Here is a 25,977-nt window from a genome sequence, read left to right as displayed (position 1 = left end):
ATGACGTTTTACAGAAATTTATTAGTACTGATTATCATTATGTGCATGGGTTCGTCCGGAATTCATGCACAGACTTTTCCGAAAATAATCAAAAAGCCTAAGACAGATAGTCAATCACAGCCTTTAAATCCTGTTCAAAGGGATTTGAGGCTTTTTGATTCAAAAACCTACTTACAAAATCTCACCAAAGAAACGGATTCATTGCTTTTTAAAGATTTTATCAACTTAAAAAGAAGGCTAAGTATTGTTTCAGAAGATACTTTATCTCTAATTTGGGCACCAACCAATCAATTGGTGCAAGTTTCCGAAAAAATACTCATTGACAGTATTTGGGTCACAGCTTTTGAGTATTATTCTTCATGGGATAGCCGTAAAATTAATATTTATGATTTCAACCCAAAAGAATTCAAAGATACAGTTTACGTGAAGCTTTATGATCCATTTTTTGGAACAGAATATAAAATGCCACTTGATCAAACACATATCACTTCTGAGTTTGGATTCAGAAGATTTAGATGGCATCATGGAACTGACCTGAGACTTAGAACCGGTGATCCGATTTATTCTGTTTTTGACGGGATTGTTAGGGTAAGATCCTTTGATAGGAATGGCTATGGTTATTATATAGTAGTAAGACATAAAAATGGTCTAGAGACACTTTATGGCCACATGTCCAAACTCATTGCAGAAGTAGGTCAAGAGGTTAAAGCTGGAGATATTATTGGTTTGGGAGGCAGTACTGGCAGAAGTACAGGGCCTCATCTTCATTTTGAAGTAAGATATCAAGGGCTTTCTATCAATCCCACAGAGATGTTCGATTTTAATGTAGGAAGATTAAAGTCTGATGTTTACAGAATAACAGCATCAAGTTTTGATCATGTGATCCAAACACAAGAAGCAGTTTATCATAGGGTAAGAAGTGGAGAAAACCTGAGTACAATTGCCAGAAGGTACGGTGTTAGGGTTTCTACTCTCACCAGATTAAACAATATTTCTACCAATAGCATTTTAAGAGTTGGGCAGAGGCTCAGAGTCCGATAGACCTTAATGATATGAAACTTGATATTCTCGTAATTGCCGCACATCCAGATGATTCAGAATTAGCATGCTCCGGTACCATAGCCTCTCATATTGACCAAGGCTATAAGGTTGGCGTACTAGATCTTACCAAAGGGGAAATGGGAACCAGAGGGACTCCGGAGGGCAGAATACTTGAAGCGCGCAATGCTGCGGAAGTTCTAGGTCTGTCTATAAGGGAAAACTTGGGTTTTAAGGATGTGTTTTTTAAAGATGATTATGACCATCAGATCCAACTTGTAAAGTACCTGAGAAAATATAAGCCTGAAATAGTTTTGGCAAATGCAGTTTCAGATCGGCACCCTGATCATGGTAAAGGTGGTGCATTGGCTACGAAGTCATGCTTCATGAGCGGATTGATCAAAATCCAGACAGATTGGAATGGAGAAATTCAAGAGCCATGGAGACCTAGGTTTGTTTATCACTACATTCAAAACAATTATATCAAACCGGATTTTGTAGTAGATGTTACAGACTATTGGGATAAAAAAATGAACAGTATCAAGGCGTTCAAATCCCAGTTTTATGATCCTGAAAGTCAGGAACCTGAGAGTTTTATCTCATCAGCTGAATTTTTGGATTTTATCGAAGCCCGTGGAAAGGAGTTTGGACACAGTATAAATGTCAAGTATGGGGAAGGATTCACAGTTGAGAGGATGATTGGGGTTTCTGATATTTTTGACCTTAAATAAAAAGAGCTCCTGTTAAGGAGCTAAGCGCTTGATATCCCAACCATTTGCTTCATTTAAAGTGAATAAAATCCTGTCATGAAGCCTGCTAGGTCTTCCTTGCCAAAACTCTATCTCCTTTGGAATCACGCGATAACCTCCCCAGTGTTCCGGTCTGGTGATGGTATCGGGGTTGAGTGAATTTTTCAGGTCATTTTCCTTTTTTTCCAAAACCTGTCTATTTTCTATCACAGTACTTTGGGGAGATACCCAGGCACCGATCTGACTCCCATAGGGTCTTGAGAAGAAATACTCATCTGATTCTTCTGCACTGACTTTTTCTGCTTTGCCCATTACCCGTACCTGTCTCTCAAGTTCAGCCCAATGAAAAGTCAGAGAAACCCATGGGTTATTTCCCAATTCTATACCTTTAGTACTCATATAATTGGTGTAAAAAACAAAACCATTGTCCACTCCTTTCAATAGAACGATTCTTGAGTTGGGTTTTCCGTCTTTTCTGATGGTGGATAAATTCATGGCATTTACCTCTAAAACCTTAGCTTTAAAAGCTTCATCAAACCAAGATTTGAACTGTAAAATGGGGTTATTAAGTACATCAGAAATTTCGAGTGACTTGAGGGTATATTCTTTGCGCAAATCGGCGATTTTCATAGAAATGAAGTTTTGGTTATAAAATTATAATACTTATTGCATTTAAAAAATTTAGCTATAAATTACCCCAATAACTTTTGTAAAGCTTATGAGTGAAAAAATGAAAATAGAACCCAAAGCTGGATCCCTATTGATATCAGAGCCATTTTTGCAGGATGAAAATTTTGTAAGATCAGTAGTTTTGGTTTGCGAACATAATGAAAATGGATCTTTTGGGCTGGTGCTGAACAAGCTATCTATTTTGAAACTAGATGAATTGATAGATAATATTTTAATACCTGATTTTGAAGTTTACGTAGGCGGTCCAGTCGAGCAAAATACCCTTCATTTTATATATTATGGTAAAAAGCTTTCTGAGACCAGTATCGAATTGGCAAATGGTCTTTGGTGGGGAGGTAATTTTGAGGATATCGTTGAGAATATCAGTCTAGGAGTATTGGAAAAAGAGTCTGTGAGATTTTTTATTGGTTATTCTGGTTGGGCAGCTGACCAGTTAAACAATGAAATTCAGGAGAATACTTGGATTATTTGTGATGAGGTGAATTCAAAAAATATTTTCAGTTCTTCACCAGATGAATTATGGAAAATTATTTTGAAAAATATGGGAGGAGAATATCAGATATTGGCAAATTATCCTATAGACCCAAGATTAAATTAAATCATTTTATTACTTTTGCTTCTTACGGATTTCAATAAAGTACGGATTACATTATGGACAAGGATAAGGAAATGTCTGAACAGGACAAGGTGACCAACATAGATCAAAAGGTAGATGGTGGTAGTGAAATAAACCAGGTAAACGAAGAAAATGCTGCTAAGGCTGAAAGTTCTACTGATGATGAGAAGGCTGAAGATGAATCATTAGAAACAGTTTCTGAAAAGGTAGAATCTGATAGCCAAGTTGTTGAGAATACTCAAGCTCAAATTTCGGAAAAGACCGAAGATGATGGGGAAGAAAACGCAGACGATTCCGATCATGAGGACGAGATTGAAGAAGTTGATTATTCAGAATACTCAAAAACAGAGCTGTTAAATGCTTTAAAATCATTGATAGCTACTGAAAAATACCTGAAAATTGATCCTGTAATCCATGATATCAAAAGCCATTTTGATCTGATTTATAATAAGGAGAAGGAAAATGCCCATAAGGAATTTATAGAGAATGGAGGGGATCCCGATGATTTCCAATATAGGTCTGAGGATGAGGATAAATTGTTTTTTGCAGCATATCATGATTTCAGAGAAAAAAAGTCAAATTTTCTCAAAGAACAGGAAAAGAAAAAGGAACAAAATCTTCAGGCTAAAAATGAAATTTTAGATAAGCTTAGAGAGCTTGTCGATGGAGAAGAAACTACTCATAGCATAAGTACTATAAAGAATATCCAAGAAGAGTGGAAAAAAATCGGCCCTGTTCCAAGTTCCCAAAATCGTAGCCTTTGGGCCTCCTATAATGCCCTTATGGATAGGTTTTATGACAACCGAAGTATATATTTTGAGTTAAAGGAGCTAGATAGAAAAAAGAATCTGGAGCATAAACTGGAAATCTGTGAAAAAGCAGAAGCCCTAATTGGATTGGATGATTTAAAGGAAGCTATTAAGTCTCTAAATGACCTACATGAGGAATTTAAGCACATAGGACCGGTCCCAAGGGATGAACAAGAAGCTTTGTGGCAAAAGTTTAAGACTGCCTCGGATGCAGTTTATGATCGAAGGAAAGAGTACTATGATAGTCAAAAGGAAGTTTTTAAAGAAAACCTGATTCAGAAAGAGAAATTAATTGAAAAGCTTTCTGAATATAAAGATTTCACTGCCAGTAAAATAAAAGAATGGAATGTAAAGACAAAAGAAGTGCTTGCTATTCAAAAAGAATGGGAAAGTACCGGTCCTGTTCCAAGGGAAGCAGGAAAGGAAATCAATAAGAAGTTTTGGGGTTTCTTTAAGCAGTTTTTCCACAACAAGAATCAGTTTTTTAAAGAACTTGATGAGATAAGGCTTCAGAATAAAAAAAGGGCGGAAGAACTGATACAACAGGCAGAAGCCTTGATGGATAATACTGATTGGCAGGAAACATCTTCCAAGCTTATTAATCTTCAGCAGGAATGGAAAAAAATCGGTCCTACTCCGGAAAAATACAGGGATGATCTGTATAAGAAATTTAAAGTTGCCTGTGATACTTTTTTTGAAAATAGAAGAAATGCCAATAAACAGGTAAATAAAGAGTTTGAGAACAACCTTAAATTGAAAGAAGATCTTATTTCTGAGATACAGTCTTCCGCAGAGGGGGAGGGTTTATCTGAAGAAAGCTTAGAAGGTTTTATTGAAAAATTTAATTCAATTGGCTTTGTTCCCCGTAAAAACATGAAAGAAGTGCTTTCCAAGTTTAATGAGGCCGTCGACACCTATGTAAAGAAACTTGGTATAGAAGGTACTGACAAAGATGAATTCTTGTTCAGGCTTAATTTAAATAAGCTTCAGGCAGATCCTAATGCAAACAGGGTATTGAACAAAAAGGAACATGGGATAAGAAAGCAGATTTCTGATCTTGAAAACAACATCACTCTTTGGAAAAATAATTTAGAGTTTTTTGCTTCTTCGAAAACTGCAGATAAATTGAAAGATCAGTTTGATGAAAAAATTATCAAGGCAGAAAACGAAATCGAGAAGTTGAAGAAAAAACTTTCAATTATTAGGGAATTTTAAATGGCTCATAAATAAGGGGATGCGTATTGACTCCTTATTTTTTTTTAAAATACCTTTGCACCGTTAATCAATCCCCATATATTTGCACCACGTTTTCAGCGAAAGAGTTGAAAGAATAGTAAAAAAGGCCTCCTTAGCTCAGCTGGTAGAGCAACTGACTTGTAATCAGTAGGTCGCTGGTTCGATCCCGGCAGGGGGCTCATTTTAAGCTTTAGGAATGGTAGTTCAGCTGATTAGAATCCTGTCCCAAGTACTGGGGAAGGTCGCTGGTTAGAATTCTGTTCATTGAAGTTATTAGGAGTGGTAGTTCAGCTGGTTGGAATGCCTGTCCCGAGTCCTCGGGAAGGTCGCAACAGTTGAGTTATTAAAAACAAAAGGAGTGGTAGTTCAGCTGGTTAGAATGCCTGTCCCGAGGCCTCGGGAAGGTCGCCAGGTCGAGTCCCATCCATTCCGCTAAAATTTGCTTGTATTGAACTTCAAGTGAATTGGTTTTATTTTAAAAAGTTCAATTTTACGGAGTGGTAGTTCAGCTGGTTAGAATGCCTGCCTGTCACGCAGGAGGTCGCGGGTTCGAGTCCCGTCCATTCCGCAAATTTGTTTATCATCAAATTAAAAAAAGATAATTAGGAGTGGTAGTTCAGCTGGTTAGAATGCCTGTCCCGAGTCTTCGGGAAGGTCGTAACAGTTGAGTTATTAAATACAAAAGGAGTGGTAGTTCAGCTGGTTAGAATGCCTGTCCCGAGTCTTCGGGAAGGTCGCAACAGTTGAGTTATTAAAAACAAAAGGAGTGGTAGTTCAGCTGGTTAGAATGCCTGCCTGTCACGCAGGAGGTCGCGGGTTCGAGTCCCGTCCATTCCGCAAAGTCTCAGTCATATCTGAGACTTTTTTCATTTATGGTCTTTTTTGTCTACATACTGCAATCGCTGAAGGATAAAAGCTTTTACGTAGGTGTATCTCACAATCCAGAGGAACGCTTAGAGAAACATAACCGCCATCACAAAGGGTATACAGGTAGAAAACAACCTTGGGTTTTGGCTTATACTGAGACCTTTCCAACAAAAACTGAAGCGCTTAAAAGAGAAAACTTTATCAAGGCCCAGAAAAGCAGGGTATTCATTGAAAATTTAATCAAAGGTAGTTCAGCTGGTTAGAATGCCTGTCCCGAGTCCTCGGGAAGGTCGCGGGTTCGAGTCCCGTCTCCCGTTTCACGGGACAGGCTATTCCGCAAAGTCTCAGTCATATCTGAGACTTTTTTCATTTATGGTCTTTTTTGTCTACATACTGCAATCGCTGAAGGATAAAAGCTTTTACGTAGGTGTATCTCACAATCCAGAGGAACGCTTAGAGAAACATAACCGCCATCACAAAGGGTATACAGGTAGAAAACAACCTTGGGTTTTGGCTTATACTGAGACCTTTCCAACAAAAACTGAAGCGCTTAAAAGAGAAAACTTTATCAAGGCCCAGAAAAGCAGGGTATTCATTGAAAATTTAATCAAAGGTAGTTCAGCTGGTTAGAATGCCTGTCCCGAGTCCTCGGGAAGGTCGCGGGTTCGAGTCCCGTCTCCCGTTTCACGGGACAGGCTATTCCGCAAAGTCTCAGTCATATCTGAGACTTTTTTCATTTATGGTCTTTTTTGTCTACATACTGCAATCGCTGAAGGATAAAAGCTTTTACGTAGGTGTATCTCACAATCCAGAGGAACGCTTAGAGAAACATAACCGCCATCACAAAGGGTATACAGGTAGAAAACCAACATAAAAACCGGTCCAATCCTCAATTGTGAAAATAATTTACCTTCTTGGCATTGTTTCCTCCTGATTTTGAAGGATTTCTAATATGTTTGTTAGAAGGGAAGGACTTTTACGTTTTTTGAGCTTTGCTATTTCCATTATTACTTTAACTTGATTTATAGCTTAGAAAGGTAGTGGGGGCCTATGATATTTTTAAAAAACTGAGAAAGTATACTTTGGACTTAAACTCTTGGGCAAGATTGATCGAAAATATTCAGGCTTACTACTTGTTTTGTACAATGGGGCAAACACTATCCTTAATTTATAGTAATATTGAATGTTAAATAAATCCATATTCATGTCTAAGAATTATGATTACATCTTTGCAGGTTCTGGTTTGGCAGGTTTGAGCCTGTTGTACAGGTTATTGACAGAAGAAGAGTTCTGTAAAAAAAGGGTTTTAGTGATAGATCAGTCCCAAAAAAATCAAAATGACAGAACTTGGTGTTTTTGGGAACGTGATAATGGTCCTTTTGAACAGTTGATCAGCAAGCAATGGAGTAGCCTTCGTTTTTTTTCTCCATCAGTGACCCGGGAATTTGCCTTGAGGGAATATCGTTACAAAATGATACAATCAGGAGATTTTTACAGGCATGTATTGGATTTTGTTGCTGGATTTCCAAATGTAGAGTTTCTAAAAGAGAAGATTGAAGAAATTGGAGATTCCGAAAATGGAGCTTTTGTCAAAACGGAAAATAATACCTACACGGCGGATTTTGTGTTTAACTCAACTTCTTTGTTTTACCCAATTATGGGTGAAGAAAATACTTTATTACAGCACTTTATGGGTTGGTTTATTCAATGTGAGCAACCAGTGTTTGATGCTGAAGTAGGGACCTTGATGGATTTTACAGTTTCTCAGTTTCATGGCACTACTTTCATGTATATGCTTCCTATTACAGAAAATGAGGCTCTGGTGGAATACACCCTTTTTTCGAGAAATGTACTGGGAAAATCATCTTATGAGATTGCTTTGAGAGAGTACATTAAGAATAATTTACAACTTGATGATTATAAAATTTTGCACCGTGAGTTTGGTGTAATTCCAATGTCAAAGGCAAAGTTTCCCAGGTATGTGGGAGAGAAAAAGCGCATCATCAACATTGGGACAGCAGGAGGACATACAAAGGCCAGTTCGGGTTATACTTTCCAGTTTGTACAAGATCAGGTAAGTAGAATTGTAGGTGCATTAAAGAAAGGAGAGTCTCCCTTGGTAACTTTATCTTGGCGTGACAAAATGTTCCAATGGTATGATATGACTTTGCTTGATGTGTTGTTGGACAAAAAGATAGAAGGGGAGGAGCTCTTCAGTCTTTTGTTCAAGGGGAATGATCCTGAACGTATCTTGGCATTTTTGGCGAATGAAAGCGGTTTTTGGGAAGAGTTTAAAATCAGGAACTCAGTCCCATTTTGGCCCTTTTTTACTTCAGGAATGAAGGAACTGTATAGGGGAATTCGCTTATAAACAGTTTGAAAGCAGAGAAATGGCGACACATTACAATTATCAATTGGTAATTTCAGAAGTTTATTTGAAGCAACAATCAACCATGAAAAATTAGCTGGAGGTATTTATTTACCTAAAGTCCAACCAGTGTTCTCTAAAAGAGATTTTTTCAAGTCATGTAAATTAAATTTTACTTCCTGAGATTATTTTTATCTTTGTCATAGTCAAAAAACCTAAGTATGCTATTAGAATTCGAAAAACCGATCGCTGATTTAGAGCTGAAACTTCAGGAAATGAAGGAATTAGCAAAGGGCAGGAAAATCGATTTGTCTGCTGATATTCAGTCATTGGAAGAAAAAATTCAGATTTTGAAAAAAGAAACATTCCAAAACCTTACCAGATGGCAAAGGGTTCAGCTTTCGAGGCATGCCGATAGGCCTTATGCACTTGATTACATCTATGAAATGACCAATGATTTTGTAGAACTTCATGGAGACCGTACGGTAAAGGATGACAAAGCAATGATCGGGGGGTTAGGAGATCTGGATGGCAGATCGGTGATGTTTATTGGTCAGCAAAAGGGACGCAATACCAAGCAAAGGCAGGAAAGGAACTTTGGTATGGCTAATCCAGAAGGTTACAGAAAGGCTTTGAGGCTTATGAAAATGGCTGAGAAATTCGGAAAGCCTATAGTGACACTGATTGATACCCCAGGTGCATTTCCAGGTTTGGAGGCAGAAGAGAGAGGTCAAGGTGAAGCTATAGCCAGAAATTTGAAGGAAATGTTTATGCTCAAGGTCCCTGTAATATGTATCATCATAGGTGAAGGTGCTTCAGGAGGTGCCTTGGGTATTGCCATTGGAGATAAGGTATACATGCTGGAGAATACCTGGTATTCAGTAATTTCTCCTGAATCATGTTCTTCGATCCTTTGGAGAAGTTGGGATTACAAAGAGCAAGCGGCCGAAGCGCTCAAATTGACTGCTACAGATATGAAAAATAATGGTTTGATAGATGGCATAATCGAGGAACCTCTCGGTGGTGCACACAAGGATATGAAAAACATGGCCAAAACCATAAAATCAACGATTTTGGAAGCATTGAAAGAATTGGATAAAATCAAACCTGAAAAAAGAACTGATCAGAGAATCGATAAGTTTTGCTCCATGGGAGTTTTTGTTGAATAGAATCTTTCAGTTTAATCTAAGCACAATATCTCAAGGTTTCAATCTGAAGGGTATTGTGTTTTTTTGTTTATAGCATGAATTTAAAAGTTATCAATACAGGATTCTTTAAGCTTGATGGTGGTGCCATGTTTGGCGTTGTACCAAAAGTATTATGGTCAAAAACTAACCCAGCTGACAGTAACAATCTCTGCACTTGGGCCATGAGGTGCCTGCTGGTCGAGACAGAAGGAAGGATAATATTAGTAGACAACGGAATAGGTGACAAACAGAGTGAGAAATTCTTTGCTCACTATTACCTTCATGGAGATCATAGCCTTAAGAACTCACTAAATAAAGCAGGAGTAGATTTTGGCGACATTTCAGATAATTTTCTTACTCATTTACATTTTGATCATTGTGGGGGAGGAGTAGCTTTGAAAAATGGAAATCCCGATACACCGGAAACGGTTTTCCAAAATGCAAACTATTGGACCAATGAAGCACACTGGAAGTGGGCGACTCAACCAAATGACAGAGAGAAAGCTTCATTTCTGAAAGAAAATATTCTCCCTATGCATCAGAGTGGTCAGTTGGAATACCTTGATTTAGAAAGCGGCTCTTTTTGTAATGGCTTTGATTTTATCACTGTAGATGGGCATACAGAAAAACAGATGCTTCCCAAGTTAAATTACAAGGGGCATACTTTGGTATTTGCGGCTGATTTACTTCCTTCTGTAGGACATATACCACTTCCATATGTAATGGGATATGATACTAGACCATTATTGACATTGGAAGAAAAGAAGCTGTTTCTTGAAGAGGCAGTTTCAAACAATTATATCCTCTTTTTGGAACATGATCCTGTTCATGAGTGTTGCACCCTGAAAATGACCGACAAGGGTGTTAGGTTAGATCAAACTTTCTCATTGGATGAAATCTGAAAAAAAAATAGGTATAGCACTTTCCGGAGGAGGAGTTCGGGGTATTGCTCATTTGGGAGTACTTAAAGCGTTAAATGACCAGCAAATTTTCCCAAATAGATTGAGTGGGAGCAGTGCAGGTGCCATCGCCGGTGCCCTGTATTGCTCCGGACATGACCCTTCGGATATCCTTGAGATTATCATTCAGACCAATTATTTTAAATTCCTTAGACCTGCCATTTCTTGGACAGGAATACTTAAAATGGATGTCGTAGAAGAATTGTTTCTTAAGTACATTCCAGATAACAGTTTTGAAAGTTTACAGATACCTCTGACAGTGGCGGCTACAGACATTAAAAGGGGAAGAGTGGTTTATTTTTCAGAAGGGGCCCTTATTAGACCATTGATGGCTTCATCATGCATACCTGGGATGTTTGATCCTATTGAGATCAACAATAAATTTTACGTGGATGGGGGAGTATTGAACAATCTGCCTGTGGAACCTTTGGATGGCACCTGCGACTATATCATAGGTGTCAACTGCAACCACCTGCCCGTAGAACACACCATCAATAACATAAAAAAATTAATTGAGAGGACTGTAATCATGTCCATGAATTATAATGTATACAGTAGGAAAGATAAATGTGATTATTTCATAGAGCCTAAGGGACTTGCAAGGTACGGTGTGTTTGATATCAAGAAGTCCAAACAGATTTTTCAGGCCGGTTATGAATCCGCTTTGATTTTTATTGAAGAAAATCCGAATATTATGGAACTTGCCAGTCTAAAGTCTAAAGCTAAATCCCAATGATGAAATTTCTTTCGAGAATAGTTTTTTTTGTAGCAGGTTGGAAATTGAATGTAGGATGGCCAAAAGGCCTTAAAAAAGCGGTATTGATTGCAATACCTCACACCAGTAATTGGGATTTGTTGTACGCAAGAGCTGCTTTTTATCTTATGGATATTCCGGTCAAATTCACCATCAAAAAAGAAGCAATGGTAGGACCATTGGGGTGGCTGATCAAAAGTCTGGGAGGTATCGCTATTGACCGCAAGAGAATACCGGGTGGACGTAAGCAGACCTATACTGAAGCGATGACCAACATGCTTAAAGATGCAGATGAACTTGTCATCATGGTGACACCAGAGGGTACAAGGAGCCACGCACCCAAATGGAAGACAGGATTTTATCATATAGCTTTGGGAGCAGAAGTTCCTATAGTGATAGGGTATTTGGATTACAAAAAGAAAGAGGCAGGTATCGGGCCCGTAATTTTCCCAAATGGTGACAGGGAAGGTCAAGTGGAAGAGATGATGTCCTTTGGGAGAACCGTAACCGGAAAATATCCGGATCAGGGCATCAGATAACTACTCAACCGTGAGCGTAACGTCGTCAAAGTAAACCTTGCCGGAAGTCTGTGAACTCATAACTAAATAAACTTCGAGCCTATCCACTTCTCTTGGGAAAAATGGAATGACCAGTTCAATGGGCTCCCAATCAAAAGTACCATTTACCCTCACATTGTTTTGGGTGGTAAAAAATCTACCACTTGATATACCCTCAGAGTCTTCTACCGGGAAAGCCCTTACTGACACAAATACATTGCTTCGAAGTCCATTTGATGTTATGTCCACACCTTTCAGAAAAGCCCGTAGTCTAAGCCTGGCCCCCATTGATGGCATCTGACCAGTGTAGGATTGAGACCACACTGCTGCTTCTGTATTTTCTAAATCTTTGCTTTCAATAAATACTGATTGATTTCCTGACCTAAAAGTCTGCTTGCTGACTCCAGTGATAAATCCGGATGGTGTAAACGAACTCCATGGAGAAATAGAAGAGGAGGATCTGGAAAAATCAGAATTGATAAGAAGCTGGGTACCTATCTTTAAATTCTCCTCATTGTCCATACATCCTGTAATAAATAGTAAAACTGCCACTATTGCAAATGCTCTTTTCATACTCTTAAATTCAGATACAAGCTTAATTAGCAGTAAAAAACGGCTTCTTAATACCAAAGTTTTAAAAAAGCTTTGGACAATTTATACCGTTTCTGAATAATTTTTCAATTTGATCTAAAGGGATTTGGTTTGAAAGGAATTTTTGAAATTTACAAAATGCTATTTTCGGCATTTGTATAAATAAATCTAAAACTTATTTAATGCGGATATGATCAAAGGATAGTTTTTTTGAAAGATTATAAAAGACAAATGATCAGGTTGGTGTGAATGTGGCTAATCATTTTTTTTGATAAATCAATTGAAGATAATCAGACATAAAATTTTCAAATAGTACAAATTCTCCATTTAAATTTTAAATTAGGAAGAATTTGAAAACGAATATAAGCCAAGATAACTATGCAGGAAAGTGTATTGACAGCGGTGTTTTTGCCTCTTGCCCTGGCATTCATCATGCTCGGAATGGGCCTTAGCCTTACTCTTAAAGATTTTAAGAACATATTGATTTTTCCAAAGGCCATTATTCTAGGACTTACCAATCAGTTGATCCTGCTTCCTGTTTTTGGGTTTGCCTTGGTCCAGCTCTTTGGTTTGACAGGCGCAATGGCGGTAGGGATCATGATTTTGGCAGCCTGCCCAGGTGGAGCCACTTCTAATTTAATCACACACCTTTCAAGGGGGGATATTGCGCTGTCCATTAGCCTTACAGCAGTAAGTTCATTTGTGACGATAGTGACCATACCGTTGATTGTCAATTTTGCTATCGGGTATTTTGGAGAGGAGGGAAGCGTCAAACTTCCAGTGATGGAAACTATTATTCAGATCATGGGTGTGACGCTGGTACCGGTTTCTATTGGCATGTTTCTTAAAAAGAAATTTCCCGTTTTGGCAATAAAAGCCGATAAGCCTGTAAGGATTGCCTCAGCCGTATTTTTTGCATTGATCTTGTTTGCCGCCATTTTCAAAGAAAGAGAATCTGTAATAGAGTATTTCATTCTTTCAGGGCCTGTGACTTTACTTCTCAATGTACTGACATTGGTGTTAGGCTTTTTTTTGGCTACAGTTTTTTTACTTCCAAAAAAACAAAGAATGACCATTTCCATAGAATCAGGGATTCAGAATGGTACATTAGGAATCATGATCGCAGCTACATTATTGAAAAACTCTGAAATGACCATTCCCATTGCAATCTATAGCCTTATCATGTTTATGACTTCTGCAATTATAATTTTCTTTGCCAATATAAAAGCCCGCTAATAGCAGGCTTTTTTGTTTACTTGGCTTGGCCATAAAGGCTCTTTGCAGCTTCTTCATATTTGTCACCCTCTTTCCATTTTGGCCTTTCTGAGTGGTTTGCTATTTTCTGGGCTGTCAAAATATAGGATTTCCAGTATTTGACGGCATAGTCTAAGTCAAAATTGTCCACTTCATCTGAAGGCTGATGATAATGTTTCATTATCTCATCGTCAAAAGCCGTAAAACCCAAACTGAAAGTTGGAGAAGGAATACCTTTTCGTGCAAAATTCACATTATCTGAACGGTCATATAGGCCCTGTTCCGGTGATGGGTCACCAATGGTTTTTAACCCAAATACTTCAGTGGCTTCGGCAATCAATGGATCTACAGATGTCCTTCCATAACCTATTACGGTGATAATCGATGTGTCATTATACCCACCATTGTCAATATTGAGGTTGTAGATGATCTGATCTAAAGGGACCAATGGATTGTCAGCAAAATAAGCGCTTCCCAATAAACCTTTTTCTTCAGCAGTCCATGCACAAAAAAGTATTGAACGTTTTGGTGGGTTTTCGGCAAAATATTTTGCTGCTTTCATTACTGCTACAGTTCCCACAGCATTGTCTCTAGCGCCATTGTTAATCGAATCTCCTTCGGCATTTGGTCTGCCTACACCAATATGGTCATAGTGGGCCGAGAGCATGACGAATTCATTCTTGAGTTCGGGGTCTGTACCTTCCACAAAAGCTACCACATTTTTGCCCACAATGTCCCTATTTACTTTGCCCTGAATGCTGATTTTTGCATTTGCCAATTCACCTTTTCCCATGGCATTGATGTAAGCGTTGTCAAGATCTTTCAGCCAGAGGTAGGGAATCCCTTCTCCGGAATTGTCCTGATCAATGGTCAACTGCGCTCGGTTCAGAAAATTACTGGCCATTTGCCAGGGTAGGGTAGGGACATTGAATATTTCAATCAATGCAACAGCCCCTTTTTCTTTGGCTAATGCAAGCTTTTTTCTTCCTCCGGAAAAAAGATCGGAAGGACTAAGTTTTCCTGGCTCCCCCACATTAGTTACCACAATTTTACCTTTGACATCTTTTCCTTCGTAATCAGATTCCAGACCATAACCCAAAACAACCACTTCGTGGGAACCCTCAAAATCAGACCCGTCCAATACTAGTATTTCTTCACCCTGTCTGAACGTTTTTTCACCTAATTGCAAAACCCCACTCTGAGGAGGGCCGGATAATCTAAATGGAATCTTCTGGTAATAACCGGATGCTCCTTCCAGTTCTTGGGCACCATATTTCCAAAATTGCTCAGCAATAAATCTGGAGGCAGCGTCCATTTCAGGCCTTATTGGATCCCGTCCCATTAATTCATCTGAGGCAAGAAACCGAAAGCTTGAGATGGCTTCTCTTTCATTGAAGTTTTTCTCGATAAGCTCTTTTTCATTCTGTGCTTTTGCACAAAAAGTAAGGGCCAACATCGCTATTGTGAATTTTATTCTTATCATTTTTTCAATTTTGAATTGAGTTTAATAATGGTTTTTATGGGTATTGGTACTCTACTCATTAAATACAAATCCAAGTTTACTTAATATTTCCAGAAAATAGTCAGGAAGTGGGGCCGATATTTCAATGATTCTTTTGTCTATTGGATGTTCAAAAGTAAGTTTAGAGGCGTGCAGCAGCGTGTTTTTCAGGCCGTAATGATCCCTGAAAAACTTATTTTCCTTATTATTGCCATGGGTAGTGTCCCCTATGATATAATGGCGCACATGAGCCAAATGTCTCCTGATTTGATGCATGCGACCTGTTTTGGGATATGCTTTTATCAATGAATACCGGCTTGTGGCATACTTGGCTGATGAAGAAAACGGAATTTCAATATTTGCTACAGTTACATATATGGTTTTGGCATCTTGTAGCTCTCCCACCAGTTTTTTCTTTAAGGGCTGATTGATTTCACCTGCCTGCTCCTTGGGATAGCCCCTTACCAATGCTAGGTATTCTTTTTGGACTGCATCAGTCGGAAATAACGGTTGGAGTAAAGAGGCTGCCTCTGATGACTTGGCGAACAACAAAATGCCTGATGTAGGTCGGTCGATTCGGTGCAATGGATAAACCCAAATCCCTAATTGATCTCTGAGGATCTGAACAGCAGCCATTCCTTCTTCCTTTGCGATATTGGTTTTATGTACCAACAAGCCAGAGGGTTTGTATATAGCTACGTATTGATCGTCCTCGAATAGGATTTTTAAATTTAGTGTCAATTGGCCTAAGGAATTATAAATGAAATTTTACTTCTTCTTAGAAAATAACTCCCGAACCTATGGCTTCGTTGTCCTTGTACCAAGCGACAAACTGACCTGATGCAATTCCTCTCTGAGCCTGATCAAAAATCACATAAAGACCTTCTTCTTTCATCAATAGAGTAGCCTCCGTCAATGGCTGCCTGTACCTGATTCGGGTTTGGTACCGTGCTGATTGACCGGAAGTCAATTTCAAATCCGCTCTGATCCAGTGTACATCATTCTTCGGCACAAACAATCCAAACCTATTAAGTCCAGGGTGGTCTTCCCCTAAACCGGTATAGATAATATTTTCCCTGGTATCTGTACTGATTACAAAAAGAGGTTTGCCTGTTCCGCCCACTTGAAGTCCTTTTCGCTGACCAACCGTAAAGTAGTGGGCTCCATTATGGTCCCCGACTTTCTTTCCTTCATTAGGGTGGTATTGCAGTGGAAGACAGATGTTTTCCAAGGTTTCCTTGTCTAAATCCTCCAGTTGCATGCCAGCCGGAACCTGATGTTTTTGGAAGTAGGGCAGCTCAGGATCTACCATTAAGATTTCTCCTTTTTTAGGTTTGAGCTGTTGCTGCAAAAAGTCCGGTAGCCTTACTTTACCAATGAAGCAGAGACCTTGGCTGTCCTTTTTGTCTGCAGTAATTAAATCCTGCTCCTTGGCGATTTTTCGTACTTCGGATTTTTGAAGGTGTCCGATTGGAAAGAGCGCTCGGGAAAGTTGGTCTTGGCTGAGCTGACACAGAAAGTAACTTTGATCCTTGTTGGGGTCGGCACCTGCAAAGAGTCTGTAGATCTTTTGACCATTTTCTTCCAATATGTCCTTTTGACAATAGTGCCCGGTAGCCACAAAATCAGCTTTGAGCTTCTGCGCTGCTTTCAAAAAAATATCAAACTTGATTTCTCTATTACACAGAATATCAGGATTTGGAGTCCTACCGGCTTCATACTCCGAAAACATGTAATCCACAATTCTTTCTCTGTAGTCTTCGCTCAGGTCAATGGCCTGAAATGGTATTCCGAGTTTTTCTGCCACCAACATGGCGTCTGTACTATCTTCCATCCAAGGGCATTCATTTGAAATGGTGACACTTTCATCGTGCCAATTCTTCATAAACATCCCGATGACTTCATAGCCTTGCTCTTTGAGCAAATAAGCAGCAACAGAGGAGTCCACACCCCCGGATAGTCCTACGACTACCCTTTTTTTGTTTTCCATAATTTTGAAATTTTCATGGGTTCAAGGTCCATGAGGTTTCACAGCTTATCAACAATCATGTACTGATGATTGGTTCGCAAAGGTAACTTTTCAGTCTTTATTTCTCACAAAAATCAATTTATGCTTTCCCTTTTGAGCCTCGCGCTGTTCGATTTCAAAAGCATTGATTGAGCTTACCAGCGGAGTGAGTTTTTGGAATCCATAATTTCTGGAGTCAAAATTGGGCTGCTTTTTCTGAATCAGATTTCCTACATCTCCCATAAATGCCCATCCATCATCGTCGGCAAGGTCTGCGATGGTATTATAAATCAACCTTACGAGTTTCGGATTGATTTTATCTACTTGAGGTCTACTTTTGGCAGGACCTTTCTGTGTTTCCTGATCAGGTTCTTCCTGTTGGAGAATTTCCACATAAATGAATTTATCACATGCTGAAATGAAAGGTTCCGGCGTCTTCTTTTCCCCCATACCCAGCACAAGCATTCCCGCCTCCCTTAGCCTCATAGCCAGTCTGGTGAAATCACTGTCACTGGAGACAATACAGAATCCGTTTACTTTTTCCGAGTAGAGGATATCCATCGCATCGATGATCATAGCTGAATCAGTGGCATTTTTTCCAGTGGTGTAGCTGTACTGTTGAATGGGATTAATGGCATTTTCCAACAGGACATTCTTCCATTTTGCCAACTGGGGTTTTGTCCAGTCCCCATAGATTCTCTTGATAGTAGGATTACCGTATTTGGCAATTTCTTCCATCATTTCTTTGATAGGACTGGCAGACACATTATCCGCATCTATCAGGACGGCTATTCTTTTATCGTTTTGCATAAAAAAGTCTTTTGTTTTTAAAAGTCCCAAGTTAATCAATTCTGTTTCATTAAAGGTAATTCCACCTTCCTTTTACATTTGGCAACATATTACTACCATTTTTTGTAAGTTGCATTTAGGAATAAATTTTAGAAATGATGAAAAAACTTTTGGTAGCTACCGGAGGAGGCGATTGCCCCGGTCTCAATGCCGTGATCAGAGGGATTTGCAAAAGGGCAAAGAAATCCAAACAATGGGAAGTGTACGGAAGCATGGAAGCTTTTAATGGAGTGAGCGAAGATCCTCCTCGAATAGTCAAATTGAGTTCGAAAAAGACAGCAGGCATACATGTCAGAGGAGGTACTATTCTCAAGACCACCAACAAGGCCGACCCTTTGCATTATCCGGTAAAGGATGAAGATGGCAATGTGCGGTTTGAAGACAGGACACAAGAACTGGCAGACCGGATTAAATCTTTGGGTTTTGATGCGGTCATCAATATTGGGGGAGATGGGTCTCAAAAAATTTCCAAAGCTTTGTTTGACAGAGGCCTCCCTATCGTGGGTGTGCCCAAAACTATTGACAATGACCTTTCTGCGACTGATATGACATTTGGATTTCAGACAGCGGTACAGATTGCTTCTGACAGCTTTGATAAATTGGTGACTACAGCGGAAAGCCATCACCGCGTAATGATCATGGAAGTAATGGGCAGAGATGCCGGATGGATCGCATTGCACACGGCCATATCTGGAGGTGCAGAAATCTGCCTGATTCCTGAGATCCCTTATGACCTTGAGAAAATTGTCAAAAGGATACAGTCCCGCTACAAAAAGGGTAGAGGATTTGTCAATATCGTCATTGCAGAAGGTGCAAAAGCGAAGGAAGGATCAATCGTATCAAGAGAAGGTGAGAAAGGCTCTAGACATGTCAGACTCGGCGGTGTAGCCTACCAGCTGTCCGAACAGCTCAAGGATGCAGGTGTTAAAGCGGAAATCCGGGAAACAGTGTTAGGACATGTGCAGCGTGGTGGTACACCGGTTGCTTTCGATAGGGTGCTTGCATCTTTATTTGGCGTGAAAGCCTTTGATATGGTAATGGCGGGTGAGTTCGGGAAAATGGCTTCTTTTGTCAACAACTCCTTTGTAGCTGTTCCTTTGGAAGATGCCACCAAAGAATATAATGTGGTGGACAAAAACAGCTTTTTGGTAGATGGTGCCAAAGGCCTGGGAATAGTGTTTGGGGATTGAAACCTTTATTTCGGACTATCAATGGGTAATTTTGTAAAAGATTTATCTCCGAGGCCAATAAGACCAAAAGAAAGGCTTTAAAACAGCTGGCATGATTTGAAATTAACTGTAAAAATTGCATGAAAGATACCTTAATGACCTTGTTTGATAGGGACCTTAAAAGATTGAAAAGTGAACTTCAATCTTATCAAAATGAGGAAGTCATCTGGGAAACCAGCATAGGGATAAACAATTCGGCTGGTCATCTTACGCTACATTTGGTAGGCAATTTGAACCATTATATCGGTTTTCATCTGGGAAAAAGCAACTTTGTAAGGAATAGAGAGGAAGAGTTTTCCGGACATAAAAGGTCCTTGACAGAGCTTTTGAAAATGGTAGATGATACCATGTTGGAAATCAATCAAGCTTTACTACAATTTCCTGAAGACTGGTTAAGCAGGAATTATCCAGAAGATGTCTTTGGCTATGAAATGAGCAATGAATTCTTTCTTGTCCATTTGATTTCCCATTTCAATTATCATTTGGGGCAAATAAATTACCATAGGAGAATTTTGGATAAATAAAAAAAGGTGGCATTTGCCACTTTTTTTTATTTGGATTCGATTCTGTACAATCCCCCATCCCCATGGTCTGTCAGCAAGTATAAATATCCATCTGGGCCCATTCTTACATCTCTTATTCTCCCTATTTTTTCGGTAAGAAGTACTTCATCGTGTGTTACTTCTTCCCCGTTGATTTCCAATCTATGCAACTGTTTTTTGTATAATGAACCGGCAAATAAATTTCCATTCCAAGTAGTAATTTTTCCGCCATTGTGGAAAGCAAGTCCGGAAGGAGCCATGGATTCTTCCCAAACGTGTTTAGGTTTTTCTACTCCAGGAGCTTCTTTTCCCAATCCGATTTTGGATCCAGTCGAATATTCTACACCTTGACTAACTTGGGGCCAGCCATAATTTTTACCTTTTTTTATCAAGTGTACCTTATCACCACCGCTAGGTCCATGCTCAGTTGTCCAAATGTTCCCTGTATTTGGATCAATCGCTAGACCCTGATTATTTCTATGTCCGAAGGAATATATTTCAGGTCTCAAATTACCCGGTTCTTTGTTTATCAATGGGTTGTCTTCAGGTACTCCTCCTGCTTCTTTAATCCTGATCATAGATCCTGCCGGATCTGTAAGATCTTGGGAAGGATATCTGATTCCTCTGTCTCCAATTGAAAAAATGACAGTACCATCGCCCGGAAAAATTATCCTGCTACCATAGTGTCTCCCAGGTTCAGTTTTAGGTGCTTGCGTATATAGAACTTCTACATCTTCCAGTTTTTTCTTATCAGAAGAGATTTTGGCTCTAGCAATGGCTGTACCGGTACCATAATCTCCCTTTCCAAAGTTGGAATCATCGTCACCAGGGCTTGAATAAGTAAAATAAATCCAGCCATTTTCAGCATAATTGGGATGGGCTACTACATCCAATAATCCACCTTGATTGCCACCATCAGGAGCAGTTTTTTGATCTTCATCCGTATCGATTTTAGGTAGGTTTTCAAGAGAAGTAATGTTATCTCCAACAATATGCAGCAGCCTTCCCGGCCTTTCTGTCACGAGCATGCTACCATCTTCGAGCCATGTGACTGCCCAAGGGTGTTCCAGTCCTTCTACTACCTGTACAACCTTAAAAGTTGCCTTTTCACTGCTGATTTCTTCCTCAACAGTTTTGTTGATCACTTTTTGGGCATGGGAGTCAGGTATTACGCCCATGAAAATTATCGTTAGAGAAAAGAGTTTTAGAAAATATTGTTCCATGACAATTAAAGGTTTTTGGTTTGTGAAAAATCTACATCAATTGCTCCAAACTGAAGTACTAATCCGTACCGGTTTGAATTTTTACATTCATAGTGCCAAGGGTATTTTAATACATACAATTCCAAGACCAACTGCCAAAAAAGCTTAATTGATGGTATTTATGAGCCATCAGTTGAATAGTGTGGAACAAGTTCCCCAAAAAATTACCCTAATCAGGGGAATTTTGAGATATTTAGGGAAAGATTTTATCCAATCCTAGGAAAGATGAAAAATGCTATGAAATACAAGCAAACTATACTTTTGATTTATTTTTCAATTTTAATCACTTGTAATGTTAAAGAAGAAAGTTCTGAGCTTGAAACTTTGCCCAATATAGTTTTGATCTACACGGATGATCAGGGCTACAATGACCTAGGTGTGTACGGTTCTCCGGACATTCTCACTCCCAATCTGGATCAACTGGCACAAGAAGGAATGAGATTTACCAATTTCTATGTGGCTCAGGCAGTATGTTCGGCATCAAGGGCTGCTTTACTTACGGGTACTTACCCTAACAGAATAGGAATTCATGGTGCTTTAGATCACAGCAGCAGGCATGGTCTCAACCCTGAGGAAGTGACAATCGCCAAAATGCTGAAGCCGAAAGGGTACCAAACAGCTATTTTCGGCAAGTGGCATTTGGGACATTACCCGGAGTTTCTTCCTACAAACCACGGGTTTGATGAATTTTTCGGAATCCCCTATTCCAATGATATGTGGCCTTATCATCCCGAAACTAAGGATTATTATCCTCCACTGCCTTTGTATGAAAATGAAAAGGTAGTGGATACCCTTCATACTGATCAGAGCATGCTCACCACTTGGCTTACAGAAAGAGCCATCAGTTTTATTGAAAAAAATAGGGAAAAGCCTTTCTTCCTTTATCTGCCTCACCCAATGCCGCATGTGCCACTTTTTGTCTCGGAAAAGTTTGAAGGGAAATCAGAAAGGGGCTTATATGGAGACGTCATTATGGAGTTGGATTGGTCTGTGGGAGAAATCGTAAAATCGATCAGAGAGAAAGGATTAGAAGAAAATACTTTGATTATTTTCCTCTCTGACAATGGTCCTTGGTTGTCATACTCTTTACATGCCGGATCAGCATACCCGCTTAAAGAAGGTAAAGGAACTTCTTGGGATGGTGGAGTAAAAGTACCGGCCATCTTCAAATGGCCAGGTAAAATTCCTGCACAAAGTGTTCAAAAGCATCCTGCTATGAACATTGATATACTGCCTACTATCGCTGCTGTCACGGGAGCCGGATTACCTGAAAATCATATTGATGGAATGGAAATAACTTCGATGTGGAAGAATACAGCCTCAAAATCGCCTCAGGAAGCTTATTTTATATATTACAACAGAAATGACCTCCAGGCAGTATTGATGGATGAGTGGAAACTGGTCTTACCACACAGCTACAGGTCTCTCAAGGAAGGCCAATCTCCTCGTGAAGACGGAATGCCACTTAAATATGAAATGAGAGAGCTTTCAAAGCCGGAGCTTTATCATATTGCCAAAGATCAATCAGAATCCACTAATGTAATCGAAGATTATCCTGATATCTATCAAAAGATGCTGGATTTGGCGGAACATGCAAGAAAGGATTTGGGCGATGCCTTAACCGAGAAGGAGGGTGTAAATCTCCGTAAACCGGGTACTATAGATTAAAAAATGAAGTTTTTAGAATATTTAAGAATCATACCTCATTTATTTGCGTTTTGCTTATTGACCTCGGAGAATTGATAAATAATGAAGCGTAAATATTTCCTCTGGATTTTAATCCCCCTGTTTTTCTTTTTGATAGTGCTGCCAGGAGCAGCTGTTTTTTTATTGTACAAAAATCAAAAACAGCTTACGCAAAAAGGTTTGGCAGCTTTAAATGAAAAAATTCCGGGCGAACTGATTATCAAGGATTCGTACATTTCTCCTTTCAAAAATTTTCCTTACATCTCCATTGACCTACATCAGGCTAAGCTTTTCGGAGAAAAAGGAAATTACCAGGACACCATATTGTCAGTAAAGGATCTATATGTTGGTTTTGATGTTATGGAGATCATTTCAGGAAATTATACCGTCAAGTCCGTCAAACTGAGTTCAGGAAAAATTCACCTGCTGACGGACAGCGAAGGCAAACTGAACTTGATGAAAGCCATAGAAATGGAAAAGGAAGTGGAGAAAGATGAAGTTGGGTTAGACTTGTCGCTATCATCTATTTCTCTTGAGGATGTCTTAGTCACCCATCAAGAGCCAACTTCCTCTTCTTCGCTCAGCATGAAGATCGCCAAAAGTCAGGCTGCTATTAAATTACAGCAAGATCATGTGTTTGTAGATTTGGACGGTGCATTGGTGCTGGACCTTTATCAGGATGGAGAGCCATCTTTTTTCAATGAAAAAAACATAGGCTTAGGTTTGGCCTTAGACTACAATCAGGCTACTGGTACAGTCAATTTGAAAAAGTCCCAGCTTCAACTGGAGGAAGCGAGGTTTTCTCTATCTGGCAGCGCCATTATCAAGGATGATATTGATCTGGACCTAAAACTAGGTGGTGAAAAACCGGACTTTTCTTTGATAGCTGCTTTTTTACCCAATGAAACAGCCGAAGGTCTGAAAAGGTATAAAAATCAAGGCGAGGTTTTTTTTAACGGTAGGGTAAGAGGCAAAGCAGGGAATGGACAGGTTCCCGAAATAGCAGTAGAGTTTGGTTGTGAAAACGCCTATTTTCTCAATCCCAACAGTGACAAAAAAGTAGATGACCTCCGGTTTACAGGCTATTTTACCAATGGAAAGGATCGTAATCTCAAAACATCTGAATTTCAATTGCTCAATTTCAATGCTCGTCCTGAGGAAGGTATATTTCAGGGAAGGTTGGTGATAAGGGATTTTGAAAATCCTTATGTCAAGATCAACCTGAATGCCGATCTGGATTTAGGTTTTTTAGGCCAGTTTTTTGAAATTGAGGGACTTCAGGGGATCAGCGGTCAGGTGATGCTCAATATGGATTTTGATGAATTGATTGATATCGAATCAGGAATAGGAACAGTAGGGGACATGCAAAACACCCTGCAGAGTGAATTGATCGTTAAGAATCTGAATTTTTCACTTCCTGAATTACCTTATCCGGTCAGACAAATGAATGCCTATGCTTTTATGAAAGAGGGAAATCTTAGGTTGGACAGGCTGGATTTCAAAATACTTGATTCCGATTTTTCAATGAAGGGATCGTTTGATGATTTTCCCGCGTTGATTCACGGAGAGGATTTACCTGTTAAGGCCAACATGAGTGCCAAAGCGACTAAAATTGATCTGGGCCAACTGCTTCCTGAAGACAGCAGCATGACAGAAGTGATCACGGATTTCAGGGTAAAGTTGGCTTTTGAATCCAGAGGAAATCAGCTACAGAATTTCGAATATCTTCCAAAAGGAGAGTTTTTTGTGGAAGATTTTTACGCTAAATTGAAGCATTTCCCACATGAGCTCCATGATTTTGACGTGGATATTTTGATCGGTGAAAAGAAGCTCGAAATCAAAGAGTTTACTGGAATGATAGATACGTCAGATTTCAGGTTTACTGGAAAAATCGACAATTATCCCAAGTGGTTTGAGCAGGTCACAGTAGGAAGCAGCAATATTTACTTTGATTTTGAATCCGAGAATTTGGTAGTCAATGACCTCTTGACATATCAAGGGGTAAATTACCTTCCTGAAGATTACCGTGAGGAACAACTTCAACAGGTAAAAGCCAAAGGAAAAGTAAACCTTCTGTATGATGGAGATTTTCAGTCTGCTGATTTGGTTTTGGAACAATTGCAGGGCAGAATGAAAATCCATCCCCTTAAGTTGGAGGATTTTCAAGGAAGGGTTCATTTTGAAGAAAATTTTGTCCAAGTGGATGATTTTAAAGGGAAAATGGGTATTTCTGATTTTAAGGTAAATCTTGGATACAACCTTTCAGATAGCCTGGTTTCCAAGAAAAATTATTTCTCGATAATCTCTGAGAGATTGGATTTGGATGCTTTATTGGGATTTGAATCCATCGATAAGGAAGTGAAGCATGAGGAAGCTTTTAATATTTTTGAGTTGCCTTTTTCTGATATGGATTTTTCGGCCCGGATCGATAAGATGAATTACCATACATTTTGGTTGGATGATGTGGTCTTTGAAGGAAGAACAACCCCAAACCATTACCTCTATGTAGACACACTGGGGCTTAGGGCAGCGGATGGCAGACTTGGAGTAAAAGGTTATTTTAACGGATCAGATCCTGATAAAATCTATTTCAACAGTACGATGAAAGCTGAAAAGCTTGATCTGGACAAGCTGATGATTAAGTTTGACAACTTTGGACAAGATCAGATGATCAACGAAAATCTTCATGGTTTGGTCTCGGGAACTATCAAAAGTAATTTTCTGGTATATCCAGATCTTACGCCGATTATTGAAAAGTCTGAAGCGCAAATGGACCTAATTGTCTACCAAGGAAGGTTGGTCAAATTCGCACCACTACAGGCCATGGGGGATTATTTTAAGGACCGGAACCTGAATAATGTGAGGTTTGATACTTTGAAAAATACCTTTGAACTCAAAGAGGGTATTTTGAATATTCCAAGGATGAACATCAATTCCAGTTTGGGTTTTATTGAGATTTCCGGGAAGCAAAGCCTTGATCTGAACATGGATTATTTTATCAGGGTTCCGTTAGGATTGGTGACTCAAGTGGGCTTTAGGTCACTCTTTGGCGGTAAATCCCGTGAGGAAATCGATCCTGAACAGGAGGATGAGATCATTAGGAGAGATCCAAATTCAAGAGTGAGATTCCTGAATATTTCGATGAGCGGTACTCCTGATAATTACAAAATAGGCTTGGGAAGAGATAAAAATAAATAGGGCTTGCTGAAAAAGTCTCAGGTATGC

Annotated in this window: 24 protein-coding genes and 3 tRNA genes; 20 read left to right on the top strand and 7 right to left on the bottom strand. The window is 39.3% G+C overall.

Annotated elements, in window-relative coordinates; all coding sequences use genetic code 11:
• The gene (locus EGN73_RS10585; RefSeq protein ID WP_219289260.1) at positions 1-1,041 is read left to right on the top strand and encodes a peptidoglycan DD-metalloendopeptidase family protein; all 1,041 of its coding nucleotides are present in this window, start codon (positions 1-3) and stop codon (positions 1,039-1,041) included.
• Positions 1,042-1,052: 11 nt separating this feature from the next.
• Positions 1,053-1,769, top strand: coding sequence for a bacillithiol biosynthesis deacetylase BshB1 (bshB1, locus tag EGN73_RS10580; RefSeq protein WP_219289258.1), 717 nt, complete (start codon positions 1,053-1,055; stop codon positions 1,767-1,769).
• Between the two features lie 12 nt (positions 1,770-1,781).
• On the opposite strand, the gene pdxH is transcribed toward bshB1, so the two are convergent.
• Complete coding sequence (gene pdxH, locus EGN73_RS10575) at positions 1,782-2,417, bottom strand: pyridoxamine 5'-phosphate oxidase (protein WP_219289256.1); 636 nt, start codon at positions 2,415-2,417, stop codon at positions 1,782-1,784.
• Between the two features lie 88 nt (positions 2,418-2,505).
• Between pdxH and EGN73_RS10570 the strand changes: the two genes are divergently transcribed.
• The 13 genes from EGN73_RS10570 to EGN73_RS10510 all read left to right on the top strand — a co-directional run bounded on the left by EGN73_RS10570 (position 2,506) and on the right by EGN73_RS10510 (position 11,812).
• On the top strand, positions 2,506-3,075 hold the full coding sequence (locus EGN73_RS10570; protein ID WP_219289254.1) for a YqgE/AlgH family protein: 570 nt from the start codon (positions 2,506-2,508) through the stop codon (positions 3,073-3,075).
• 53 nt (positions 3,076-3,128) lie between these two features.
• Entirely contained in the window at positions 3,129-5,117 is a 1,989-nt protein-coding gene (locus EGN73_RS10565) for a DUF349 domain-containing protein (RefSeq protein ID WP_219289252.1), read from the top strand.
• Between the two features lie 127 nt (positions 5,118-5,244).
• Positions 5,245-5,317: transfer RNA gene (locus EGN73_RS10560), tRNA-Thr, on the top strand.
• Between the two features lie 315 nt (positions 5,318-5,632).
• Positions 5,633-5,706 (top strand) — tRNA-Asp (locus EGN73_RS10555).
• Between the two features lie 195 nt (positions 5,707-5,901).
• Positions 5,902-5,975: transfer RNA gene (locus EGN73_RS10550), tRNA-Asp, on the top strand.
• A gap of 35 nt (positions 5,976-6,010) precedes the next feature.
• Positions 6,011-6,268, top strand: coding sequence for a GIY-YIG nuclease family protein (locus EGN73_RS10545; RefSeq protein WP_219289250.1), 258 nt, complete (start codon positions 6,011-6,013; stop codon positions 6,266-6,268).
• A 1-nt stretch (position 6,269) separates the two neighbouring features.
• A complete protein-coding gene (locus EGN73_RS10540) occupies positions 6,270-6,635 on the top strand; it encodes a GIY-YIG nuclease family protein (protein WP_343207103.1) in 366 nt (121 codons plus the stop codon).
• Position 6,636: 1 nt separating this feature from the next.
• The gene (locus tag EGN73_RS22745) at positions 6,637-6,879 is read left to right on the top strand and encodes a GIY-YIG nuclease family protein (RefSeq protein ID WP_343207102.1); all 243 of its coding nucleotides are present in this window, start codon (positions 6,637-6,639) and stop codon (positions 6,877-6,879) included.
• 330 nt (positions 6,880-7,209) lie between these two features.
• The gene (locus EGN73_RS10530) at positions 7,210-8,376 is read left to right on the top strand and encodes a lycopene cyclase family protein (protein ID WP_219289249.1); all 1,167 of its coding nucleotides are present in this window, start codon (positions 7,210-7,212) and stop codon (positions 8,374-8,376) included.
• Positions 8,377-8,594: 218 nt separating this feature from the next.
• Entirely contained in the window at positions 8,595-9,542 is a 948-nt protein-coding gene (locus tag EGN73_RS10525; RefSeq protein ID WP_219289247.1) for an acetyl-CoA carboxylase carboxyltransferase subunit alpha, read from the top strand.
• A 74-nt stretch (positions 9,543-9,616) separates the two neighbouring features.
• The gene (locus EGN73_RS10520; RefSeq protein WP_219289244.1) at positions 9,617-10,462 is read left to right on the top strand and encodes an MBL fold metallo-hydrolase; all 846 of its coding nucleotides are present in this window, start codon (positions 9,617-9,619) and stop codon (positions 10,460-10,462) included.
• Positions 10,452-11,255 carry a patatin-like phospholipase family protein gene (locus EGN73_RS10515; protein WP_219289241.1) on the top strand — a complete coding sequence of 268 codons (804 nt, stop codon included), beginning with the start codon at positions 10,452-10,454 and terminating at the stop codon, positions 11,253-11,255. Before EGN73_RS10520 ends, EGN73_RS10515 begins: the two co-directional genes overlap by 11 nt.
• On the top strand, positions 11,252-11,812 hold the full coding sequence (locus EGN73_RS10510; protein ID WP_219289238.1) for a 1-acyl-sn-glycerol-3-phosphate acyltransferase: 561 nt from the start codon (positions 11,252-11,254) through the stop codon (positions 11,810-11,812). Before EGN73_RS10515 ends, EGN73_RS10510 begins: the two co-directional genes overlap by 4 nt.
• Here EGN73_RS10510 and EGN73_RS10505 read toward each other — a convergent pair whose 3' ends face one another.
• Positions 11,813-12,403: a hypothetical protein gene (locus tag EGN73_RS10505; RefSeq protein WP_219289236.1), complete on the bottom strand. Its 591-nt coding sequence runs from the start codon at positions 12,401-12,403 to the stop codon at positions 11,813-11,815.
• 396 nt (positions 12,404-12,799) lie between these two features.
• On the opposite strand from EGN73_RS10505, the gene EGN73_RS10500 reads away from it, so the two are divergent.
• Positions 12,800-13,657 carry a bile acid:sodium symporter family protein gene (locus EGN73_RS10500; protein ID WP_219289233.1) on the top strand — a complete coding sequence of 286 codons (858 nt, stop codon included), beginning with the start codon at positions 12,800-12,802 and terminating at the stop codon, positions 13,655-13,657.
• A 16-nt stretch (positions 13,658-13,673) separates the two neighbouring features.
• Here the strand turns inward: EGN73_RS10500 and EGN73_RS10495 are convergent, their stop codons facing one another.
• The 4 genes from EGN73_RS10495 to EGN73_RS10480 form a co-directional block, all read right to left on the bottom strand.
• Positions 13,674-15,158, bottom strand: a complete 1,485-nt coding sequence (locus EGN73_RS10495; protein ID WP_219289230.1) for a M28 family peptidase — start codon at positions 15,156-15,158, stop codon at positions 13,674-13,676.
• 51 nt (positions 15,159-15,209) lie between these two features.
• Positions 15,210-15,917, bottom strand: a complete 708-nt coding sequence (locus tag EGN73_RS10490; RefSeq protein WP_219289227.1) for a pseudouridine synthase — start codon at positions 15,915-15,917, stop codon at positions 15,210-15,212.
• A 37-nt stretch (positions 15,918-15,954) separates the two neighbouring features.
• The gene (gene mnmA, locus EGN73_RS10485; protein ID WP_219289224.1) at positions 15,955-17,166 is read right to left on the bottom strand and encodes a tRNA 2-thiouridine(34) synthase MnmA; all 1,212 of its coding nucleotides are present in this window, start codon (positions 17,164-17,166) and stop codon (positions 15,955-15,957) included.
• A gap of 90 nt (positions 17,167-17,256) precedes the next feature.
• Entirely contained in the window at positions 17,257-17,994 is a 738-nt protein-coding gene (locus EGN73_RS10480) for an NYN domain-containing protein (RefSeq protein ID WP_219289221.1), read from the bottom strand.
• Between the two features lie 137 nt (positions 17,995-18,131).
• Here EGN73_RS10480 and EGN73_RS10475 point away from each other — a divergent pair, with 137 nt between their 5' ends.
• Both EGN73_RS10475 and EGN73_RS10470 read left to right on the top strand, forming a co-directional pair.
• Positions 18,132-19,223: a 6-phosphofructokinase gene (locus tag EGN73_RS10475; protein WP_219289218.1), complete on the top strand. Its 1,092-nt coding sequence runs from the start codon at positions 18,132-18,134 to the stop codon at positions 19,221-19,223.
• 119 nt (positions 19,224-19,342) lie between these two features.
• Positions 19,343-19,786 (top strand): DinB family protein, encoded by a 444-nt coding sequence (locus EGN73_RS10470; RefSeq protein WP_219289215.1) that lies wholly within the window; start codon positions 19,343-19,345, stop codon positions 19,784-19,786.
• Between the two features lie 26 nt (positions 19,787-19,812).
• Here the strand turns inward: EGN73_RS10470 and EGN73_RS10465 are convergent, their stop codons facing one another.
• Positions 19,813-21,027, bottom strand: coding sequence for a PQQ-dependent sugar dehydrogenase (locus EGN73_RS10465; RefSeq protein WP_219289212.1), 1,215 nt, complete (start codon positions 21,025-21,027; stop codon positions 19,813-19,815).
• Positions 21,028-21,303: 276 nt separating this feature from the next.
• Between EGN73_RS10465 and EGN73_RS10460 the strand changes: the two genes are divergently transcribed.
• Positions 21,304-22,734, top strand: a complete 1,431-nt coding sequence (locus EGN73_RS10460) for a sulfatase family protein (protein WP_219289210.1) — start codon at positions 21,304-21,306, stop codon at positions 22,732-22,734.
• An 81-nt stretch (positions 22,735-22,815) separates the two neighbouring features.
• Positions 22,816-25,950 carry an AsmA-like C-terminal region-containing protein gene (locus EGN73_RS10455; protein ID WP_219289207.1) on the top strand — a complete coding sequence of 1,045 codons (3,135 nt, stop codon included), beginning with the start codon at positions 22,816-22,818 and terminating at the stop codon, positions 25,948-25,950.
• Positions 25,951-25,977: the final 27 nt, after the last annotated feature.

The sequence above is a fragment of the Arthrospiribacter ruber genome (assembly GCF_019343195.1).
Classification (GTDB): domain Bacteria; phylum Bacteroidota; class Bacteroidia; order Cytophagales; family Cyclobacteriaceae; genus Arthrospiribacter; species Arthrospiribacter ruber.
Note: the sequence above shows the minus strand (reverse complement) of the source record. Positions and strands in the feature narration are given on the sequence as shown.

Bases quoted from the DNA above. Each gene is read 5' to 3' on its own strand.
- EGN73_RS10585 (WP_219289260.1), top strand. From the start codon at position 1: ATGACGTTTTACAGAAATTTATTAGTACTGATTATCATTATGTGCATG.
- bshB1 (WP_219289258.1), top strand. From the start codon at position 1,053: ATGAAACTTGATATTCTCGTAATTGCCGCACATCCAGATGATTCAGAA.
- pdxH (WP_219289256.1), bottom strand. From the start codon at position 2,417: ATGAAAATCGCCGATTTGCGCAAAGAATATACCCTCAAGTCACTCGAA.
- EGN73_RS10570 (WP_219289254.1), top strand. From the start codon at position 2,506: ATGAGTGAAAAAATGAAAATAGAACCCAAAGCTGGATCCCTATTGATA.
- EGN73_RS10565 (WP_219289252.1), top strand. From the start codon at position 3,129: ATGGACAAGGATAAGGAAATGTCTGAACAGGACAAGGTGACCAACATA.
- EGN73_RS10545 (WP_219289250.1), top strand. From the start codon at position 6,011: ATGGTCTTTTTTGTCTACATACTGCAATCGCTGAAGGATAAAAGCTTT.
- EGN73_RS10540 (WP_343207103.1), top strand. From the start codon at position 6,270: ATGCCTGTCCCGAGTCCTCGGGAAGGTCGCGGGTTCGAGTCCCGTCTC.
- EGN73_RS22745 (WP_343207102.1), top strand. From the start codon at position 6,637: ATGCCTGTCCCGAGTCCTCGGGAAGGTCGCGGGTTCGAGTCCCGTCTC.
- EGN73_RS10530 (WP_219289249.1), top strand. From the start codon at position 7,210: ATGTCTAAGAATTATGATTACATCTTTGCAGGTTCTGGTTTGGCAGGT.
- EGN73_RS10525 (WP_219289247.1), top strand. From the start codon at position 8,595: ATGCTATTAGAATTCGAAAAACCGATCGCTGATTTAGAGCTGAAACTT.
- EGN73_RS10520 (WP_219289244.1), top strand. From the start codon at position 9,617: ATGAATTTAAAAGTTATCAATACAGGATTCTTTAAGCTTGATGGTGGT.
- EGN73_RS10515 (WP_219289241.1), top strand. From the start codon at position 10,452: ATGAAATCTGAAAAAAAAATAGGTATAGCACTTTCCGGAGGAGGAGTT.
- EGN73_RS10510 (WP_219289238.1), top strand. From the start codon at position 11,252: ATGATGAAATTTCTTTCGAGAATAGTTTTTTTTGTAGCAGGTTGGAAA.
- EGN73_RS10505 (WP_219289236.1), bottom strand. From the start codon at position 12,403: ATGAAAAGAGCATTTGCAATAGTGGCAGTTTTACTATTTATTACAGGA.
- EGN73_RS10500 (WP_219289233.1), top strand. From the start codon at position 12,800: ATGCAGGAAAGTGTATTGACAGCGGTGTTTTTGCCTCTTGCCCTGGCA.
- EGN73_RS10495 (WP_219289230.1), bottom strand. From the start codon at position 15,158: ATGATAAGAATAAAATTCACAATAGCGATGTTGGCCCTTACTTTTTGT.
- mnmA (WP_219289224.1), bottom strand. From the start codon at position 17,166: ATGGAAAACAAAAAAAGGGTAGTCGTAGGACTATCCGGGGGTGTGGAC.
- EGN73_RS10480 (WP_219289221.1), bottom strand. From the start codon at position 17,994: ATGCAAAACGATAAAAGAATAGCCGTCCTGATAGATGCGGATAATGTG.
- EGN73_RS10475 (WP_219289218.1), top strand. From the start codon at position 18,132: ATGAAAAAACTTTTGGTAGCTACCGGAGGAGGCGATTGCCCCGGTCTC.
- EGN73_RS10470 (WP_219289215.1), top strand. From the start codon at position 19,343: ATGAAAGATACCTTAATGACCTTGTTTGATAGGGACCTTAAAAGATTG.
- EGN73_RS10465 (WP_219289212.1), bottom strand. From the start codon at position 21,027: ATGGAACAATATTTTCTAAAACTCTTTTCTCTAACGATAATTTTCATG.
- EGN73_RS10460 (WP_219289210.1), top strand. From the start codon at position 21,304: ATGAAATACAAGCAAACTATACTTTTGATTTATTTTTCAATTTTAATC.
- EGN73_RS10455 (WP_219289207.1), top strand. From the start codon at position 22,816: ATGAAGCGTAAATATTTCCTCTGGATTTTAATCCCCCTGTTTTTCTTT.